General features: G+C 31.4%; 16 protein-coding genes. 10 read left to right on the top strand and 6 right to left on the bottom strand.

Features of this window, described 5'->3' with window-relative positions:
* Positions 1 to 17: 17 nt before the first annotated feature.
* Genes EV195_RS12035 through EV195_RS12025 form a run of 3 tightly spaced genes read right to left on the bottom strand, consistent with a single transcriptional unit; the run spans position 18 to position 4,074 of the window.
* Positions 18 to 2,600, bottom strand: a complete 2,583-nt coding sequence (locus EV195_RS12035) for a TonB-dependent receptor (RefSeq protein ID WP_132795207.1) — start codon at positions 2,598 to 2,600, stop codon at positions 18 to 20.
* Positions 2,601 to 3,509, bottom strand: a complete 909-nt coding sequence (locus tag EV195_RS12030; RefSeq protein ID WP_132795206.1) for a FecR family protein — start codon at positions 3,507 to 3,509, stop codon at positions 2,601 to 2,603.
* A 55-nt stretch (positions 3,510 to 3,564) separates the two neighbouring features.
* On the bottom strand, positions 3,565 to 4,074 hold the full coding sequence (locus EV195_RS12025) for an RNA polymerase sigma factor (RefSeq protein WP_132795205.1): 510 nt from the start codon (positions 4,072 to 4,074) through the stop codon (positions 3,565 to 3,567).
* Positions 4,075 to 4,396: 322 nt separating this feature from the next.
* Between EV195_RS12025 and EV195_RS12020 the strand changes: the two genes are divergently transcribed.
* The 4 genes from EV195_RS12020 to EV195_RS12005 all read left to right on the top strand — a co-directional run bounded on the left by EV195_RS12020 (position 4,397) and on the right by EV195_RS12005 (position 7,831).
* On the top strand, positions 4,397 to 4,717 hold the full coding sequence (locus tag EV195_RS12020; protein WP_132795204.1) for a hypothetical protein: 321 nt from the start codon (positions 4,397 to 4,399) through the stop codon (positions 4,715 to 4,717).
* 270 nt (positions 4,718 to 4,987) lie between these two features.
* Positions 4,988 to 5,893 carry a hypothetical protein gene (locus tag EV195_RS12015; RefSeq protein WP_132795203.1) on the top strand — a complete coding sequence of 302 codons (906 nt, stop codon included), beginning with the start codon at positions 4,988 to 4,990 and terminating at the stop codon, positions 5,891 to 5,893.
* A gap of 103 nt (positions 5,894 to 5,996) precedes the next feature.
* Positions 5,997 to 7,538 (top strand): glycine--tRNA ligase, encoded by a 1,542-nt coding sequence (locus EV195_RS12010; RefSeq protein WP_132795202.1) that lies wholly within the window; start codon positions 5,997 to 5,999, stop codon positions 7,536 to 7,538.
* Positions 7,539 to 7,618: 80 nt separating this feature from the next.
* Positions 7,619 to 7,831 carry a hypothetical protein gene (locus tag EV195_RS12005; RefSeq protein WP_132795201.1) on the top strand — a complete coding sequence of 71 codons (213 nt, stop codon included), beginning with the start codon at positions 7,619 to 7,621 and terminating at the stop codon, positions 7,829 to 7,831.
* A gap of 49 nt (positions 7,832 to 7,880) precedes the next feature.
* On the opposite strand, the gene EV195_RS12000 is transcribed toward EV195_RS12005, so the two are convergent.
* Together EV195_RS12000 and EV195_RS11995 are read right to left on the bottom strand one after the other, a co-directional pair.
* Positions 7,881 to 9,539 carry an SGNH/GDSL hydrolase family protein gene (locus EV195_RS12000; protein ID WP_132795200.1) on the bottom strand — a complete coding sequence of 553 codons (1,659 nt, stop codon included), beginning with the start codon at positions 9,537 to 9,539 and terminating at the stop codon, positions 7,881 to 7,883.
* Between the two features lie 12 nt (positions 9,540 to 9,551).
* Positions 9,552 to 12,401 carry a TonB-dependent receptor gene (locus tag EV195_RS11995; RefSeq protein WP_132795199.1) on the bottom strand — a complete coding sequence of 950 codons (2,850 nt, stop codon included), beginning with the start codon at positions 12,399 to 12,401 and terminating at the stop codon, positions 9,552 to 9,554.
* A gap of 182 nt (positions 12,402 to 12,583) precedes the next feature.
* On the opposite strand from EV195_RS11995, the gene EV195_RS11990 reads away from it, so the two are divergent.
* Both EV195_RS11990 and serS read left to right on the top strand, forming a co-directional pair.
* Complete coding sequence (locus EV195_RS11990) at positions 12,584 to 13,516, top strand: bifunctional riboflavin kinase/FAD synthetase (RefSeq protein WP_132795198.1); 933 nt, start codon at positions 12,584 to 12,586, stop codon at positions 13,514 to 13,516.
* 57 nt (positions 13,517 to 13,573) lie between these two features.
* Entirely contained in the window at positions 13,574 to 14,848 is a 1,275-nt protein-coding gene (gene serS / locus EV195_RS11985) for a serine--tRNA ligase (RefSeq protein WP_132795197.1), read from the top strand.
* 68 nt (positions 14,849 to 14,916) lie between these two features.
* Here the strand turns inward: serS and EV195_RS16720 are convergent, their stop codons facing one another.
* The gene (locus EV195_RS16720) at positions 14,917 to 15,060 is read right to left on the bottom strand and encodes a hypothetical protein (protein ID WP_165915730.1); all 144 of its coding nucleotides are present in this window, start codon (positions 15,058 to 15,060) and stop codon (positions 14,917 to 14,919) included.
* 120 nt (positions 15,061 to 15,180) lie between these two features.
* Here EV195_RS16720 and EV195_RS11980 point away from each other — a divergent pair, with 120 nt between their 5' ends.
* The 4 genes from EV195_RS11980 (at position 15,181) to bla (ending at position 18,648) form a co-directional block, all read left to right on the top strand.
* Entirely contained in the window at positions 15,181 to 16,956 is a 1,776-nt protein-coding gene (locus EV195_RS11980) for a tetratricopeptide repeat protein (protein WP_132795196.1), read from the top strand.
* Between the two features lie 19 nt (positions 16,957 to 16,975).
* Positions 16,976 to 17,305 carry a DUF4286 family protein gene (locus EV195_RS11975; protein WP_132795195.1) on the top strand — a complete coding sequence of 110 codons (330 nt, stop codon included), beginning with the start codon at positions 16,976 to 16,978 and terminating at the stop codon, positions 17,303 to 17,305.
* A 73-nt stretch (positions 17,306 to 17,378) separates the two neighbouring features.
* Entirely contained in the window at positions 17,379 to 17,915 is a 537-nt protein-coding gene (locus tag EV195_RS11970) for an FEKKY domain-containing protein (RefSeq protein WP_132795194.1), read from the top strand.
* Positions 17,893 to 18,648, top strand: a complete 756-nt coding sequence (gene bla, locus EV195_RS11965) for a subclass B1 metallo-beta-lactamase (RefSeq protein WP_317128225.1) — start codon at positions 17,893 to 17,895, stop codon at positions 18,646 to 18,648. The genes EV195_RS11970 and bla overlap by 23 nt, the downstream gene beginning before the upstream one ends.
* The last annotated feature ends 10 nt before the right edge of the window (positions 18,649 to 18,658 follow it).

Here is an 18,658-nt window from a genome sequence, read left to right as displayed (position 1 = left end):
ATATGATAGAGACTTTTTTAATTATAAATAACTCGAAACATTACGTTTGGTGTAAAACCGAGAGAAACGGTATCTGTAGTTCCTATAATGATATTAGAGTCTTGATCTCTGGTCAAGAAAAAGTTTCTTTGTAAAGTATTACTTCTATCGGTAATGTTTAAAAAAGAAACACCTAGTTTCGCTTTCCATTTTTTATCTCTAGAAATATTAAATTTATACGTAGAAGAAAAATCCAGTCGTTGATAACTATCTAAACGCCTTGCATTCACATCGCCAAAAGAAAACTGTTGTGTTCCATTGTTATTGGTTTCTACAACTTCTGTAAAAGGTATTCCTGTTCGATATACCCAACCTAGAGAAAAATCAAAATTTCCTATTTTATAACTATTTGACCATCTAAAACGATGCGTTATGTCGTTACTTCCAGAAAAAGGTTTTCCGTCATTTGTTTGTGGGAACTCAAATGTTGTATCACCAAAACTATAGCTAATCCATGAAGTATAATTGGTAAATTGTTTTTTAAGCAACACATTAATTCCTTTTGACACACTACTTCCGTTTGCCGTAATATTAGCATTTGTAGCAATACCTTTTCCAAGCGAAGTCAAACCATCTATCGTTTTATAAAAGGTGTTTACATCCAACATCCAGCTATTTTTTTTGAAGACAAACCCACCCGAAACTTGATCTGAATTTAAAATTGGAATTTCATTTTTATTAGATAAACTCCAAACATAATTTTCTAACCCAAAATCATTGGTTGAAAACTCAATTAACTGACTGATATTTTGCTGTTTTTTTTCATACGAAAAATTAACCCATAAAGAAGGAAATAACTTTACCTGTGTATATAATCTTGGTTCCACAAAAAATGTGTTTTCTAATGAAAAATACGTGTTTCTAAGTCCAATATTAATATTTACTTTATCCTCCTTTTCGTAGTTATAATTTCCATAAAGCGCATAAATTGTACTAGAGCTAGCTTCTTCAATTTCATAATCACTATCAGGTGAAAAAGAATAAGTTCTCCCTAAATTATAGCTAACATCATTATTTATTAGCTCAAAACCAAATCCTAACTGATTATACTTATTAAGATTAGTGTTTATACCTGTTTTAAAATTAAACTCTTTTATAGAATTTTTTTTGATAGAAGATTGCGTAAACACAGGATCTACAGTTTGCTCTCCAATAAAATTATAGTCTAGCTCATAATCAGAGAAGTACAGGCTTGTTTCTTGAGATACATTCGCATTCCATTTTCTTGTCCAATTCGCACCTAGTCCAAAATTTTCAACATTTAATTTGTCGTTCTGTAAAAATGTTCCGTCGCTTAATCCAAATCGATAATCTAGCTTATTACTAACGAAAAGCTGATGCATCATCAACTGATCTTTTTCACTAACATCAACTATAAGTTTTGTATTGAAATCTAGAAAATAGAAATTATTGTTCTTATCAAAAACCTGATTTACATCGTTTTTCTCGTTTTGATCTATTATGGTGTTTTGAAATACTTTTTTTGCTAAACTTTGAAAAGTAGAGGTTTCAAAAATATCAGATAATGATCGTCTTCCAGAAATTAGTATTGATGCTTTTTTACCTAAAGGCATTTCTAAAAAAGCATCTGCGTGCGTTAAATTTGATCCAACACTGGCAGAGGTTTTATCAGCAACTTTAGATTTGGTTCTAATATCTATAACTCCAGAAACGTGATTTCCATATTGAGCTCCAACACCTTCACTTAACACATTTACTTCTTCAATTATGTAAGGATTAAAAGCGGATATCATTCCAAAAAAATGCGCTGGATTGTACACTCTAATTCCGTCAAACAACACTAAATTTTGATCGGGAGTTCCTCCTCTAATATGTAATCCTGAAGACGTTTCATTTGGACTTAAGACTCCCGGAAGCAATTGAATACTTTGTAATACGTCTGGTTCTGTTAATCCGGGTAATATTTCTCTTTGTTGCGGTTTTATAGCAATAGAACCATCTTTGTTTTTTGTTATACCATTTACTAAATAACTTGTAATAAGCACTTCATCTAACTTAGATGAATGCTCTTCTATTTCATAGGTTTTACATGGAATTGATAAAGAATCTACAACCTCTCGAATAGTTGTATATCCTGAATATGTTATTGATAATACATCGTTCTTTTTAGCTCCTCTTAATTCGAAATAACCCTCCTTATCGGTAATAGTTCCAATACTTTTTTCTTTGATATAAACACTTGCCCCTTCAATTCTCTGTTTAGAATATTTATCGGTCACAAAACCACACACGTACTTATTAGACGTAGTGTTTTTTTCAAGAATTAAGATATAACGATTGGTAGTTTGCTTAAACAACAAATTAGTTTGTTGCGCTAAAACTTTCAGTAGTTCTTCTAATGGTAGTTCTAGAGAAATTTCATCAACTTTCTTTTCATGAATTACCTCATCAGAGTAAGAAAACTTAACCTGATGAATCTCTTCGATTTTTACTAAAAGCTGTTTTAATAAAACTGTATCTTGATTTGTTTGAGAATAAAGATTACAAATTGACGACAGGATGAAGAGAAAAATAACTATTGAAAGTTGCTTACATCTCATTTATTCTTTCGTCAATGTAATATTGTTTTTATCTAAAACGTTAGCATTAATTTGTAGTGGCCTAAAAACTGTTTCTAAAGCAATGTTTAAATTCTCGTGTGTAAATGCACCTGTAAATTTATTGTAAACATCAATATTAGTTGCATTAATTTGAACATTATATTGATTTTCAATTGCTTTTATAACATATTTTAAAGGGATACTTGTAAAAGAACTCTCTCCATTTTTCCAGCTTGGTTCTTGATTTTTAAATTCCCATTCCTCAGAAACACCTTTTAGATTTCTAAAAGCTTTTCCTTGTGTTAAAAATACTTCTTTATCATCAGAAGAAACCTTTACCTTTCCTTCATAACAACTAACTTCTATTAAATCGTTGTGAGTTGTTACATTGAATTGAGTACCTAAAACTGATACCTCTCCTCTATCTGAGTTAACAATAAATTTACTTCCTTTATTAACTTTAAAATAAGCTTCTCCTTTTAATTTAACAACTCTATTTTGAGCCCAATTTTTCTCATTGAAAACAATTTCTGACTTAGAGTTTAACATCACTTCAGATCCATCCGGAAGATGAACCGCCATTTGCTCTCCAAAATCAGTACTGTAAGTTGTTGATGAATTATAAAACTGTATAAGCCCGAAAATAATTACAATTGAAGCAGCCACTACTACAGAAACAGTAGCGTAAATAGATCTTAACTTACCTCTTTTCGGCACGTTAATTTTATCTTGAACTTTAGAAAATAAAGCACTCTTATTGTATTCAGGAGTTCTTAACTCCAAAGATTTAGAGGCTATTTTTTCATATAACGAAAAGTCTGGATGCCTTTTAAATTCATCAAGTTCAGAGTTGCTCAGTTGGTTATTCAACCATCGAGCTAAAAAAGTATCATCGTGTGCTTCCTTCATGATTGTGAATTCTACTTTTACTTAAAAAACAGTTAACTACCAAATTACCCTACTTTTAAAGTAATTCTATTTTCTCTCTAAGGCTTTTTAGAGCTAACGACATTCTCTTTTCTACAGCTTTTACAGATATACCAACAATTTCGGATATTTCTGTATATGTTTTTTTGTCAATTCTATTCAACAAAAATACCTCTCGTTGCTTTTCAGATAAATCGGCAATAGCATTTTGCAATTTATCCATAAACTCTTTCTCTTCTAAAATAAATTCTGGCGTTTCTTTTGTGTACTGCTTTGGTGTTTGTTTTTGATGATTTAACACAACTTTTTTATGTGCTACCACATTCAAAAATAAATTACTAGCTACAGTAAACAAAAAAGATTTTGCTTTTGCAACTGTAACTTTAGCACAACTATTCCAAAGCTTCACAAAACTTTCTTGTACTAAATCTTCTGCTAAATGCATATCTCCAGATTTATAATACAAGTAATTTCTAAGCCCCTCAGAATGATTATCAAAAATGTCTTCAAACACTTTAGGTTTGCATATTGATTCTTCATGCTTCATAGAAAGCAAACTTAATTTTTTTTTATTAAAAAGTAGGGTATTTTTTTGGAAGTCTGTTTCATAGCCATATAAAGCGAAGTAATTACCCTCATACATGGAATAGTTAAAATACTTCAACAGTGCATTAATGACATGAATCAATTCGCTCTTATATAAATAATCCTAACCTAAGGAGCTGCCACTCTACGTTAATAACTCCAGCTTCTTAGGTTTCTCAAAAAATACACTTAAAATGAAGGCCTCCAATTTCATCTTTTTTTGTTTCGTGTTACTTATAGGTTGTCAGAGCAACTTAAAAGTAATTAGTGCTAAGAGAAAAATCATGTATTCTAATGTTACCATGGAAAAACCTCATGTGAAATTTATAGTTACAATGGAAGCAAATGAAACAATTTCAATAGATAGCGCTCAAATAATTGATAATAACACGTGTTATAAAATAAATCCAGTAAGTACTATTTCTGAAAAAACAGCACTACAAAAAAGATATACTGTTGAATTACTATTTAAAGGAAACGAAGACACAGTAATCAATTGTAATTCAACAAAAAACGGAAAATTATCTTTATTTTATTCTACATCAAATGCTCAAAAAGTAATTGAAATTTCATCTTTTATGAACCTTAGTGAAGGTGATAAATAAATTAACTTCATTAGTTTTATTACTAAATATCTAAAATCTACAACTACTTAACTATAATAATTTACACATCATTAAGTTATTAATAAAAATAGCTTGATTTGTATATTCTTTTAAGTTTTTGTTAACTATTACAATAATATGCTATCTTTGGAAACCAATTTTGTTGAATTAATTCAACAAATTGTAACTTAGCCAGCTAAGTTTTCCCCTACACTAATAAGAAATTATTAGGTAAATACATATAAAGTTAAACCCCATATTAGCAATATAATGAGCTCAAAAATTACCATTAAACCTAGCGGTTTTAAATATTTGATTGCAGCATTAGTCATATTATTAATTGTTTACTCTTTTAAATTAAATAACGATTATAAAAAGTTAGAAGACGCTTTTTCTGACCAAAAAATTGAACTTCAAGCTGAACTTGATGAAATAATCGAAGACTACAAAAATGTTAATGTTAAAAATAAAGATCTTTCGCAAAGACTAGTCAAAGAAATTAACAAGATTATTTTACTTCGTGATTCTATTAAGAACTTAGAAAAAGCTAATTATAACTTAATTGTAAAATATTCTAGAAAAATTGTAAAGCTTGAAAGAGAAAATAGACGATTATTTATTCAAGTTGATTCTTTGAACAAACAAAATTATGAATTACTACAAGAAAACATCGTTGTAAAACAACAACTTGATGAAAATGTAGAATCACAAAGAAATCTTCAACAACAGAATATTTCGCTTCAAAAAAGACAAGCTCAACTGAAAGCTAAAGTTGATATTGCTGGAGTAATAAAAGTAAGTAATATTGTTGCTGAAGCAATGAAAGAAAGAAGTAGTGGGAAATTAACCAATACTTCAAGATCTAGAAGAACAGATGCTTTTAGAGTTAAATTTGATTTACTTGCAAACCCTGTTACAACTCCAGGGAAAAAAGAAATATTAATTCAAATTTTAGACGAGGAGAAAAAAGTTGTTGCTTCAAAGGGAAGTGAAAAATTAAAAGATGGCTCTGAAGTCTTTTTTAGTGATAGCATGCTAGCAAATTATGACAACAACAGATTAGGTGTAGTTTCTTTAATACTTGTTAACAGAGATGACATAAAAAAAGGAACCTACACAGTAAGTGCCTATGTTGATGGAGTGTTTTCTGCTAAAACAGAAGTGACTCTTAGATAAAATTCACAAAAAACAACCTAAAAAAAAGTGAAGAATGTAATTTCTTCACTTTTTTGTTTTTAGACTATTATTAATTCAAACCATATTATATTTTTGCAGTATTATGGCAAAACAAGAAGATCAATTTAAAAAGGTTATTTCACACGCTAAAGAGTACGGTTATATTTTTCAATCATCTGAAATTTATGATGGTCTTAGCGCTGTTTATGATTATGCTCAAAATGGAGTTGAGCTAAAAAAGAATATTAGAGAATACTGGTGGAAAGCAATGGTGCAAATGAACGAGAATATCGTAGGAATTGATGCTGCCATTTTAATGCACCCAACTACTTGGAAAGCTTCTGGGCATGTTGATGCATTTAATGATCCATTGATTGATAATAAAGATTCTAAAAAAAGATATAGAGCTGATGTTTTAGTAGAAGATTATTGCGCTAAAATAGAAGCTAAAATCGATAAAGAAGTTACCAAAGCAGCTAAACGATTTGGTGAATCTTTTGATAAAGATCAGTTTTTGTCTACAAACCCAAGAGTTTTAGGATATCAAGAAAAGATAAATACTATTTTGTCTCGTCTTGCAAGGTCTTTAGAAAATGAAGATTTAGCAGATGTAAAAGCCTTAATTGAAGAGTTAGAAATTGCTGATCCATTAACCGGATCTAAAAACTGGACAGATGTTAAACAGTTTAACTTAATGTTCGGAACTCAATTAGGTGCTTCTGCTGATAGCTCAATGAAGGTGTATTTAAGACCAGAAACCGCTCAAGGTATTTTTGTAAACTTCTTGAATGTTCAGAAAACTGGTAGAATGAAAATTCCTTTTGGAATTGCACAAACTGGAAAAGCATTTAGAAACGAAATTGTAGCACGACAATTTATTTTTAGAATGCGTGAATTCGAACAAATGGAAATGCAATTTTTCATTAAACCAGGTACTCAAAAAGAATGGTACCAACACTGGAAAGAAACACGTTTAAAGTGGCATTTATCTCTAGGAATGGGAGAAGATAATTATCGTTTCCATGACCATGAGAAATTAGCGCATTATGCTGATGCAGCTGCTGATATTGAGTTTAAGTTTCCTTTTGGATTTAAAGAACTAGAAGGAATACATTCTCGTACTGATTTCGACTTAAAGGCTCATGAAGAGTATTCAGGAAAGAAATTACAATATTTCGATTCTGATGAAAATAAAAGTTATGTTCCTTATGTATTAGAAACTTCTATTGGTTTAGATAGAATGTTTTTAGCTGTTTTCTCTAACTCATTACAAGAAGAGGAATTAGAGAACGGAACTTCTAGAACGGTTTTAAAATTACCTGCCGTATTAGCGCCAACTAAAGTAGCAGTTTTCCCATTGGTAAATAATTCTGGTTTACCTGAATTAGCTCGTGAAATTGTTGATGATTTAAAATGGGATTTTACAGTAATGTATGAAGATAAAGATTCTGTTGGAAAAAGATACCGTAGACAAGATGCTGCTGGTACACCTTTCTGTGTTACTGTAGATCATGATTCATTAGAAGACAATACTGTTACAATCCGTCACAGAGATACTATGGAACAAAAACGAGTAAAAATAGCCGATTTAAGAGCAATTATCAAAGAAGAAGTTGATATGCGTGCTTGGTTGATGAAAATGTAAGAAACAACCCTAAATAAACTTTTAAATCCTGTTAGTAACCTATTAACAGGATTTTTATTTTTGTATTAAATACCTAATTGATGAAAACACTTCTTAAAATATTATTTATCCTCTTTTTAGTTTGGATGGCTACCGGTATATATCTACTGAATATTGAACACGAAAAAGCTCAAATTGTAATGGGGCTTGGAGTAATGTATATGTCATTTATATTGATGCCCATTTTTATATACTACAGGTATAAAGATGGAAAGTATAAAAAGTATATCATTGAGAATAAAGACAAAAAATAAAAAGGTTGGGAAATTCCCAACCTTTTTACATTATGATAGTATAAACTATTTACCACAACATTGGTGAATAGTTTGTAGGTAAATCATTCGGATTAGCTAAACCGTCTGTAGCTAAAGTGAAGTTACTTCCATAAGTAACATCAGTAGCCTTTAAAAACTCATTAGCCATTAACCCATAACCTCTAGCAGTTAAGTGAACTCCATCTAAACTTACTAAACCTCCAGTAACTAAGTTAGTAGTCATTGTAAAATCTCCAAAGTTTAATCCACTTGTTGCAGCTTCTTGTAATATAGCGTTAAAGTCTACAAACCCTAAACCATTAGCATCTGCAGCAGCTTTAATTGTAACGTTATAAGCGTCTGTAGCTACTTTAATATTGTTTTGCTCTTGAGGAGTTAACACCCACTTATCAGCTAATGGTAAAGTAATACCCTGTGCAGAAAATTGACCTGCTAAAGTAGCTGGTAATAAACCTCCACTTTGAGCTACTAAATTAGCAGCCGCTGTGGTATCAACAGTACCAATAATTGAACTACTTGTTAACACAAATAAATCATTCTCAGTAGCCGATCTTGCCTTACCATATTGTTGTCCTAATAATTGAGCCACTAACGGTGCAGCAGCAGCCGGTAAACCTAACGATTGTACAAAAGGTACAAATGTTGGGCTAGCTCCTAACGTAGCGGTAATAGCAGCAGATAAATCTGTAGCATCCTCATCATAAATAACCATCGCGTTTGGTCCATCAGCTGAAAAAACAATAGATCTTTCAGGTTGTCCAGCTCCAGCATAAATTTGATTAATTGCTCCATACACGCTATTTAATAACGGAATTTGTCCAGCTAAATCAGAATTAGTTGTTGGGTCCAATGGATTATAAGGCACAGTTGTAAAATGAGCTAATGATGTGATGTAAGGAATGTTTCCAACAACACCTTTTGCTCCGTTTGACGTTAAAGTAGCAACCATTGTATCAAAGATTTGCTTGAAAAGACCTGGGTCAGTAATATCCGCAGAACCATAAGAGTTTGCGTTTGGATTACCTGTCTGGTCTACTCCAGCTCCTCCTCCTAAAGCATAACCTAATACATCGTTACCTCCTATTTCAGAAAGTGTAAAGAATGTTGGTTGGTTAGCCATTGCATCTCCTAAAATAGATGCAGTTTCACTAGAAGAAAATCTAGCAAAATACGGGTTTGCTTGACCTAACGGTACAGCATTAACACTACCGTAACCGCCAAATACAAAATGGTAACTTTTAGCCCCAGGAACACCATAGTTATTATTAGTGCTTGGTAATTTTGTAGTAACCTCTGTAGTAGGTACAGCTCCTAATGTTGATAACGAAGCTGGTCCACTACCATTAAAAAATAATCTTGGTCCTTGGATCATGTTTCCTCCAAATAAAAGACCTCCAATGTTATCATTCATTAATGGTTGAACAAAGTCACCTCCACCAGCTAATTGAAACTTTTTGCTAATGATATTTGGAAACGAATTTTCCTGTGCTGCAATAAACAATGCATTATCCGTAAATCCAGCACTAAATGACGCTCCAACAGCAACATAGTTAGACAAATCTAATCCAGTAGCATCAACCTGTACAACAGGTGTTTCAACTTCAGGAATTGCTTCTAGTTCATTATTTATATCACATGCTGTTAAACTCAATAATGCAATTGGCAACCAGCTATATTTAAATTTCATTTTTTTCATCTTTTAGTTATTAATTGTCCAAGAAATGTAGTATTGAGAACCAATAGCACCAACTCCAGGCGCACTTAAATATTCTTGACCTGTTAAGTTAGCTCCTCCAACTTTAAATACAGATTTAATAGATGGTATTTTATAATTGATTTGAGCATCTAAAACTGTTCTTGCATCAATTACAGCGTCATGGAATGTTGATTCCCATAAGTACTCATCTTGCCATCTTACGTTTACGTTGAAACCAAAGTTTTCAAAAAGATCTGTATGACCAAACTGGAACTTAACTTTATGTTCTGGTGTGTTGAATCCTGCCTCAAAATCAGGGTCAGAAGCTTGATCAAAATCAAATTTAGACCATGTATAGTTTAACCCAACATTGAAACCATTAAATACTTTTGTGTTTAATCCTATAGTTGCACCATAAGAACTGATATCAGCACTTGAATTTGTGTACGTATTAAATGTCTTGAAATCTCCATTTCCTAATGCAGCTAATGCCACTGGTACTTGAGAACCTCCTGGCCCAATTGGTGCTGTATCAGATAAATCTGCTTGTCCATATAAAGGAGCAACAACAATCTCGTTCGCTATAAAATCTTCATAATCGTTATAATAAACACTTAAGTCTACACTTAATTTATTTTCTCCTGTTGGTATAGCACCACGATATCCTACTTCATAAGCTGTAACTTTTTCAGGTTTTACAAAACCAACATCAGCCTTTACTGGAGCAGCTATATTTCCTGCTATAAAATTTTGAACAGAACTTGAAGAGAAAGCGTTCTCATATGCTGACCTACCAGATAAAGATACCGAAGGAGCTCCTGCTAATGCAGCTCCATTACCACTTAACGTAATACTTGGTGTATTATATCTATCTAAGTTATCTGGAGCAGAACCTACTAAGAAAGCTCTACCTACATCTAAACCAATGTATTGATCTTGAGTAGTTGGGTTTCTAAATCCAGTTTGGAAAGAAGCTCTGAAGTTATGGTTTTTATCTTCTCCAGCAGCATATGCTAACGATACTCTTGGTGAGAAGTTACCATCAAAGTTTTGAGCTTTATCATAACGAACAGATCCTGTAAACTTTAATCTATCATCTAAAAACTTCTTTTGCATTTGGGTATATAAACCATATTCGTCATAATCGATTGGTCCATCGTAATCAGTATAGATAGTTCCTCTAGAACGTAATGAGTACTCTCTGTAAGATCCTCCAACTTGGAATTCAGCAAAATCAATGTAAGGACTTAAATTTAAGTTTGCATCAACGTGACGAATTTGAGACTGATCTTGGAACTTAGAACCAGTACTTAAATCTGGGTCATTAGTTACTTGATTAAATGCTTCTTGGAAAGCTGCAGTACCAGGAACTAAAGCTCCTTGTTGTGCAGCATTACGACCAGCATCGTGAGCAGCGTCATTTGTAGCACCTCCTAATACAGCTCCTAAATATCCACCAACATACTGTCCAAACCATGTATTATCGTCTTTCCAGCTTCTGTTAATGTTGATCGCTGTAAATCTACTATCGTAAGAATCTCCAGCATCTTCTGCTGTCATATATCCTCTAACGAAGAAATATTTACCTCTAAACTCTAACTTATGTTGCTCCATAAAGAAATTCTTAATGTAGTAACGGTTAGCTCCTTGATAGATAGTGTTTCCTCTACCGAATTTAGAATTCCAAATAATTTCTAAACGATCATTACCCCATGGACGATAGTGCATAGAAGCTCCAAATTTCATACTTCTTGCATCGTAATCCATTAAATCTCTTTCATTATATCCATTTCTACTTACATTAACGCTTGGCACTAAAGATGATGCTCCTGCAGGAATTAATCCTCTGCTCTCTAAAATTTGAGCTACACCTCTAATATTGGTAGAAACCTCATCTCCATAAACGTTTAATCCATCGTAGTTAATATCTGAATCTCTATCTCCAGCTATATAATCACCATTAGAAGTGTTTCTGTAGTCTGTAGCAAACCATTCAGTTCCTTTTAAATAAGATAACGTTGCTTTTGCAGCAAAATAATCGTCAAAAGTATGAGCCAAACGAATACTAGTATCATAAAACTCATTGCTTCCTGCAGCTTCTTGGTTTGTTAACCCTGTCTTAAAAACAAAGCTAACACCTTGATCGTTAAAAGGATTTTTACTTCTCATGAACATGATTCCGTTGAAAGCATTAGCTCCATATAATGCAGATGAAGCACCAGGTAATAATTCAACACTCTTAACATCAAGTTCAGACAAACCTAATAAGTTTCCTAAAGCAAAGTTTAACGCTGGTGAAGAGTTATCCATACCATCAACTAACTGCATGAAACGCGTGTTAGCAAATGTTGCAAAACCTCTTGTGTTTACAGATTTAAATGTTAAACTGTTTGTGTTAATATCTACCCCTTTTAAGTTTTCTAATCCATCATAGAAAGAAGGTGCAGATGTATTTTTAATAGCTCTCGAATCAAACCTTTCAATAGTTACAGGAGATTCCATAACTCGTTCAGGTGTTCTAGAAGCTGAAATTACCACTTCATCTAACGCAGTAGCATTTTCTTTTAAAGAAACCTCTACAACTTGGTTGTTTTGGGTAATTTCCACAGTAACTGTTTGATACCCTAACGAAGAAATTTCAATAGTAAAAGGTGGTGTATCAGTAACAGTTAAAGTAAATTTTCCATCAAAGTCAGTGTTTGTACCAACGGACTTTCTAGAAACTTTAATGTCGGCCCCAGGTAGAGGACCTCCGAGTGTCGCATCGTTTACTGTTCCAGTAACAGTAGTTTGCCCCATCATTAATGAGCTACAAAACAATGTAAACGCAGCCAATAATAACTTTTTTATCATAATGTAAATAATTTGTTAACTATATCGCAAAATACAATTTTTTTTCATTCATAAAATATTTTGTCAGTTTTTATTACTATTCACACATTAAAGCACCCTTTTTTTTATCATTATCATATTTTATTATCGAAAATATCGTTTTGATAATTTAACTTGTAAATTTGCCTAAAAATTAAGTTAACTTGGAGACAGTCCATTCTATTTTTGATTTTACACCAACACATGAAACCTATGTTACTATTGGAACTTTTGATGGAGTTCACATAGGACATCAAAAAATAGTTCATGACTTAGTAAAACAAGCTCACGACAACAACAAAAAATCTGCTTTACTTACTTTTTTTCCTCATCCTCGTATGGTTCTTCAAAAAGACGCATCTATAGAGCTTATAAATACCATAGATGAACGAATTGATTTGCTGGAAAAAACTGGGCTAGATTATTTAATTATCCATCCATTTAGCAGAGAGTTCTCGAGACTATCTGCCAGAGATTTTGTTAGAGATCTTCTTGTAAATCAATTAAAGGTTTCAAAGTTAATTATTGGTTATGACCATCATTTTGGAAAAAACAGAGAAGGAAACATCGAACAACTTACCGAATATTCTCACATATATAATTTTAAAGTACAGGAAATTCCTGCTCAGGACATCGATTCTGTTGCTGTTAGTTCTACCAAAATAAGAAGAGCTTTAAAAGAAGGTGCTCTAAAAACTGCCAATAAATATTTAGGTTATAATTATACGTTAAAAGGAAAGGTAGTAGACGGGAAAAAAGTTGGTAATACAATAGGGTTTCCTACTGCTAACATAGAAATTGAAGAGGATTACAAATTAATTCCTAAAGCTGGTGTGTATGTTGTACAATCTACCATACAAAACAGACTTTTCTATGGTATGATGAACATTGGTAATCGACCTACATTAAATGGTAACAACCAAACCATTGAGGTGAATTTTTTCGATTTTTCAGAAAATCTTTACGGAGAGACACTAAAAATTGAATTGCTTTTTTTCCTAAGAGAAGAAGTAAAATTTGATTCAATAGAAGCTCTTACGGACCAATTAAAACAAGATAAATTAGCTTCTTTGACTTTCATTAATAATAATATGTAACTTCACGTTGTTTAAATGTAGCGCTTCTTTTATCTTTGTCGCTTAAATTTTAAAAACATGTTACAAGTTCAATTTATTCGAGAAAACAAACAGTCTGTTTTGGAAGGATTGGCAAAAAGAAATTTTGCGAATGCTGAGGAAATTCTTGACCAAGTATTAGAAGCCGATGAAACTAGAAGAGCTACTCAAGTTTCATTAGACGAAACACTTGCAGAATCGAATAAATTATCCAAGGAAATAGGCGCGTTTTTTAAATCGGGTGAAGTTCAAAAAGCAAATCTTCTTAAAGAAAAAACTGCTCAATTAAAAGAACAGTCTAAAACTTTAACTGATGATTTAAATGTCGTTACTGATAAGTTACAAGAACTTTTATATCAACTTCCTAATGTTCCTCATACATCAGTTCCTGCTGGATCTAACGAAGAAGATAATGAAGAGGTTTTTAGAGAGGGTACTATTCCAGATTTAGGTGAAAATGCCTTACCTCACTGGGAATTAGTTAAAAAATATGATATTATAGATTTTGATTTAGGTGCTAAAATTACAGGTGCTGGTTTTCCTGTATATAAAGGTAAAGGTGCTCGTTTACAACGTGCTTTAATCAATTATTTTTTAGATAAAAACACCTCTGCCGGATATAATGAGGTTCAAGTTCCTCATTTAGTTAATGAAGCTTCTGGTTTTGGAACAGGACAATTACCTGATAAAGAAGGTCAAATGTACCATGTTACTGGAGACGATTTATATTTAATTCCTACAGCTGAAGTTCCTGTTACGAATTTATTTCGTGGTGACTTGTTAAAAGAAGATGAATTACCAATTGCTTTAACAGGATATACTCCATGTTTTAGAAGAGAGGCTGGTAGTTATGGTGCACATGTACGCGGATTGAATCGTTTGCATCAATTTGACAAAGTGGAAATTGTTCGAATAGAGCGACCAGAAAATTCATATGAAGCATTAAACGGGATGGTTGAGCATATCAAAGGAATTTTACGCGAATTAAAATTACCTTATCGTATTTTACGTTTATGTGGTGGTGATATTGGATTTACTTCTGCCTTAACTTTTGATTTTGAATTATATTCAACTGCTCAACAAAGATGGCTAGAGATAAGTTCAGCATCTAACTTTGAAACATTTCAAGCAAATCGTTTAAAGTTACGTTACAAGAATAGTGAAGGTAAAAATCAATTAGTACATACATTAAACGGTAGTTCATTAGCATTACCTCGTGTACTAGCTGGTATTATTGAAAATTATCAAACAGACGAAGGAATTAAAATACCTGAAGTATTGGTTCCTTATTGTGGGTTTGATATTATAAATTAAAAAAAGTTTTAGAAGTCAGTAATCAGTGCGCGCCGCTGGTTACTGGATTTCTTCAAACAATGTATATATTAATTCGCTGCAATAGCTACCATTAATCTTTTATATTTATTCATTTCAAGCAAAGCTTCAAAATATTGAGATATTTGACCGTTTTTCATAAACTCCTTTGCTTTTCTACTAGATAGTTCGTATTGTTTCGTTACGTTTTTCATAATAAATTTGTATTAGTTTCTATCAATAAGACAAATTCCGTGCCAAAACATTACACCTACTTCAAAAAAAAGCCACACATTTAATTAAATTTTAACATTTATCTTCCTTATTTTTGATTGATGAGATTTCGAATAATTTTCTTAACCCTACTGGTTTTCAGTATTTTTTCCCAAGCACAATCGAGTACTTTTGCTTTAGCTGAAAATTATTTTAGAAATAGTGAATATGAAAAAGCTGCTCAACTTTACAAAGACTTAGTAAATAGAAGCCCATACAACACCACTTATTTACAACGTTTAATTAGCTGTTATCAAGAAACCAATCAGTTTGAAAATTCAAAAACATTACTTGAACAAAAAATAAAATCAAGACCAAAACTTACTCTCTTGAATGTAATGTTAGGTTATAACTACGAAAGGGAACAAAAAAGTAAAGAAGCTGAAAAATATTACCAAAGAGCTCTGACCTCTATTAAAGATGAACCAGGTTATGGAGGTACTATTGCCAATCTATTTAAAGATTACAATAAGCTAGACTTAGCAATAAAAGCTTACAAAGAAACCTCTTTACATAATCCAAATGCTCACTATGGATTTCAAATTGCTCAAATTTATGGTGAAAAAGGAGACTTCGAATTTATGTTTAATGAATATGTTGAATATCTCGATAAAAACGATAATTATATAAATATCGTTAAGCGCTATTGTGCTAGATATATCACTGATGATTCTGAAGATTCGAATAATATTTTATTTAAAAAAGCGCTATTACGTAAATCTGCCAGTAATCCTAAAGATGTTTGGAATGATTTATTACGTTGGCTATTTATCAAACAAAAAGATTACGGAAAGGCACTTGTTCAAAACAAAGCTTTGTATGCAAGAAACAATGATCGTTTAGTTAGTATCTATCAATTAGGTGAAATAGCTTTTGATAACAAAGATTACGAAACGGCTAAAAAATGTTTTGATTTTACTATTGAAAACACAAGCTATCTTAGAGATAAGTTTAATGCAATTCAAATGAATCTTCAAATTGCAGTAAAAACCAATGATCCAGAAGTAGAACAAAAGTTCAAAGCTGTTTTTCAAGAGTTTGGCATCAATAAAAGTACTTTTTCCATTCAAGTTACTTATGCAGATTATGTAACGTTTACGAAAAATCAACCTGAAGAAGCTAAAAAAATACTAGAAACTGCCCTTCCTTTTTCTGAAAATAAATTTCAAAAGGCAAGAGTTAAATTAAAACTAGCAGATGTTCATGTGTATCAAAGTTTGTTTAATAAAGCTTTAATTTATTATTCTCAAGTACAAACACAATTTGAAAATCATGAGTTAGGACAATTAGCTCGATATAAAGTTGCACAAACATCATACTTTAAAAACGATTTTAAATGGGCTAAGGCACAATTAAAAGTTCTAAAAGGATCTGCCACACAACTAATTGCTAATGATGCTGCCGATTTATTTTTAATTATTTCAGATAATCAACCTAAAGATAGTGTTCCTTCTGGGTTAAAAGAATATGCAAAAGCAGACTTACTTGCATTTCAAAACAAAGACCAAGAAGCTTTATCTATTTTAAACAATATTCTAGCCGATTACAAAGGTCAGCCAATTGAAGATGAAGCTTTATTTAAACAAGCTCATTTATTTGTTAAAACAAAACAAGTGCCTAAAGCAATTGAAAATTACAATGCTATTATCAACATCAATAAAGAAGGTATTTTAGCTGATGATGCTTTTTATTTAATGGCTGAATTGTATGAAAACGAACTAAAAGACATTGAAAAAGCGAAAGAATATTATCAAAAAATTATTTTTGACTATCCGTCTAGTATTTACTTGGTTGATGCTAGAAAAAAGTTTAGAAGATTAAGAGGGGATTCTATATAAAATTGAATAAAACAAAAGAATGTATATATACAACGTAACAATTAATATTGACGAGAGTGTAGAAAGAGAATGGTTAACATGGATGCAATCTCATATTCCAGAAGTATTGGCTACTGGAAGATTTGTAAGTGCTAAAATGACTCAAGTTTTGGTAGAAGAAGAAATGGGTGGAGTTACTTATTCTATTCAATACACTGCAAAAACTAGAGAAGATTTAGATAATTATTATAAGTACGACGCAGAAAAACTTCGTTCAGATGGTATGAAACGCTTTGCTGATAAAATGGTTGCTTTTAGAACTGAGCTAAAAGTCGTTGAAGAGTTTTTTCCTATAGTTGCGAGTAACTAGAATGTATACAAATCGATTTCTTTATTTATTATTTTTCATTAACTGCTTAGTATTATTTTCTCAACATAAAGAAATGTATTCTATATCTGGTTATGCTAAAATTATTGTTGCTGATGATACATTACCTAGTAAAGATTTAATTCTAGAACTAAAACCTGGTTATCATATTATTGAAACAGACAGTTTAGGTTTTTTTGAATTTAAAGATTTAAAAAAAGGCATCTATATATTAAAGTATATTTATGATGGTAGTAAAAACAATGAGTTTAATATTAATATTGAAAACAAATCTGTTAAAAATTTCAGTATAATCTACAATTCTAATTGTCAGTTTAATAGAAAAAAAGCATTAGAAGACATAAAAAACAATAATATAAGATTAATTGTTATTAGTGGAATTGCTCTTTATTATCATAATGATGATAAGGTTGATGAAAAGAAATTTAACTTCAAGTATCACTTTTTGGGTTGTATAATCGAAGATTTTGAATGTATGAAACAATACAATCAAACTATTTTTAACTTCTTTGATAAAAAATATGGTGATAAATGGAGAAATGACATACGTGAAGACGTCTACTTTTTAAATGGCTCTAAATATGGAGAGTAAAAAAATATTGTTCTTTGTTGTACTTGTTTCTTTATTAAATAGTTGTAGATTTAAAGTAAAAGATTATAAATCCGACACTATTAATATTACTCAGGTTTCTACTCATGTTTGGCAACACACTTCCTTTTTACAAACAGAAACTTTTGGGAATGTACCATGTAATGGAGCAATTATTGTAAATGATGGAAAAGCCATTGTTTTTGACACTCCGACTAATGATAAAGCTTCAAAACAGCTAATTGAATGGATTCAATCTGAGTTAAAGTCTGAAATTATAGCCATTGTTCCTACGCATTTTCACGAAGATTGTTTAGGAGGTTTACATCAATTCCATACTGCTAATGTCGAATCTTATGCTTTAGATGTAACGATGGAACTTGCAAAAAGTCAAAATATAAAAACCTTACCTAAAAACGAATTTTCATCTTCTAAAGAATTTCAATTAGGAAATAAAAAAGTAATTGTTTCTTTTTTGGGTGAAGGACATACAAAAGATAATATTGTTGCATATTTTCCTGAAGATAAAGCACTTTTTGGTGGCTGTTTGTTAAAAAGTTTGAAAGCTTCAAAAGGATATCTTGGAGATGCTAATGTGAAAGAATGGTCTAATACCATTCAAAAAATAAAAAACACATATCCTCAAATAGAAATCGTAATTCCTGGGCATGGAAAATCAGGAGATTCTGAATTATTAGAATATACACAACAACTATTTCAAGAAAGCTCTTTATAACTTGCTATCT

This window comes from Tenacibaculum skagerrakense, assembly GCF_004345825.1.
In the GTDB taxonomy this organism is placed as follows: domain Bacteria; phylum Bacteroidota; class Bacteroidia; order Flavobacteriales; family Flavobacteriaceae; genus Polaribacter; species Polaribacter skagerrakensis.
Note: the sequence above shows the minus strand (reverse complement) of the source record. Positions and strands in the feature narration are given on the sequence as shown.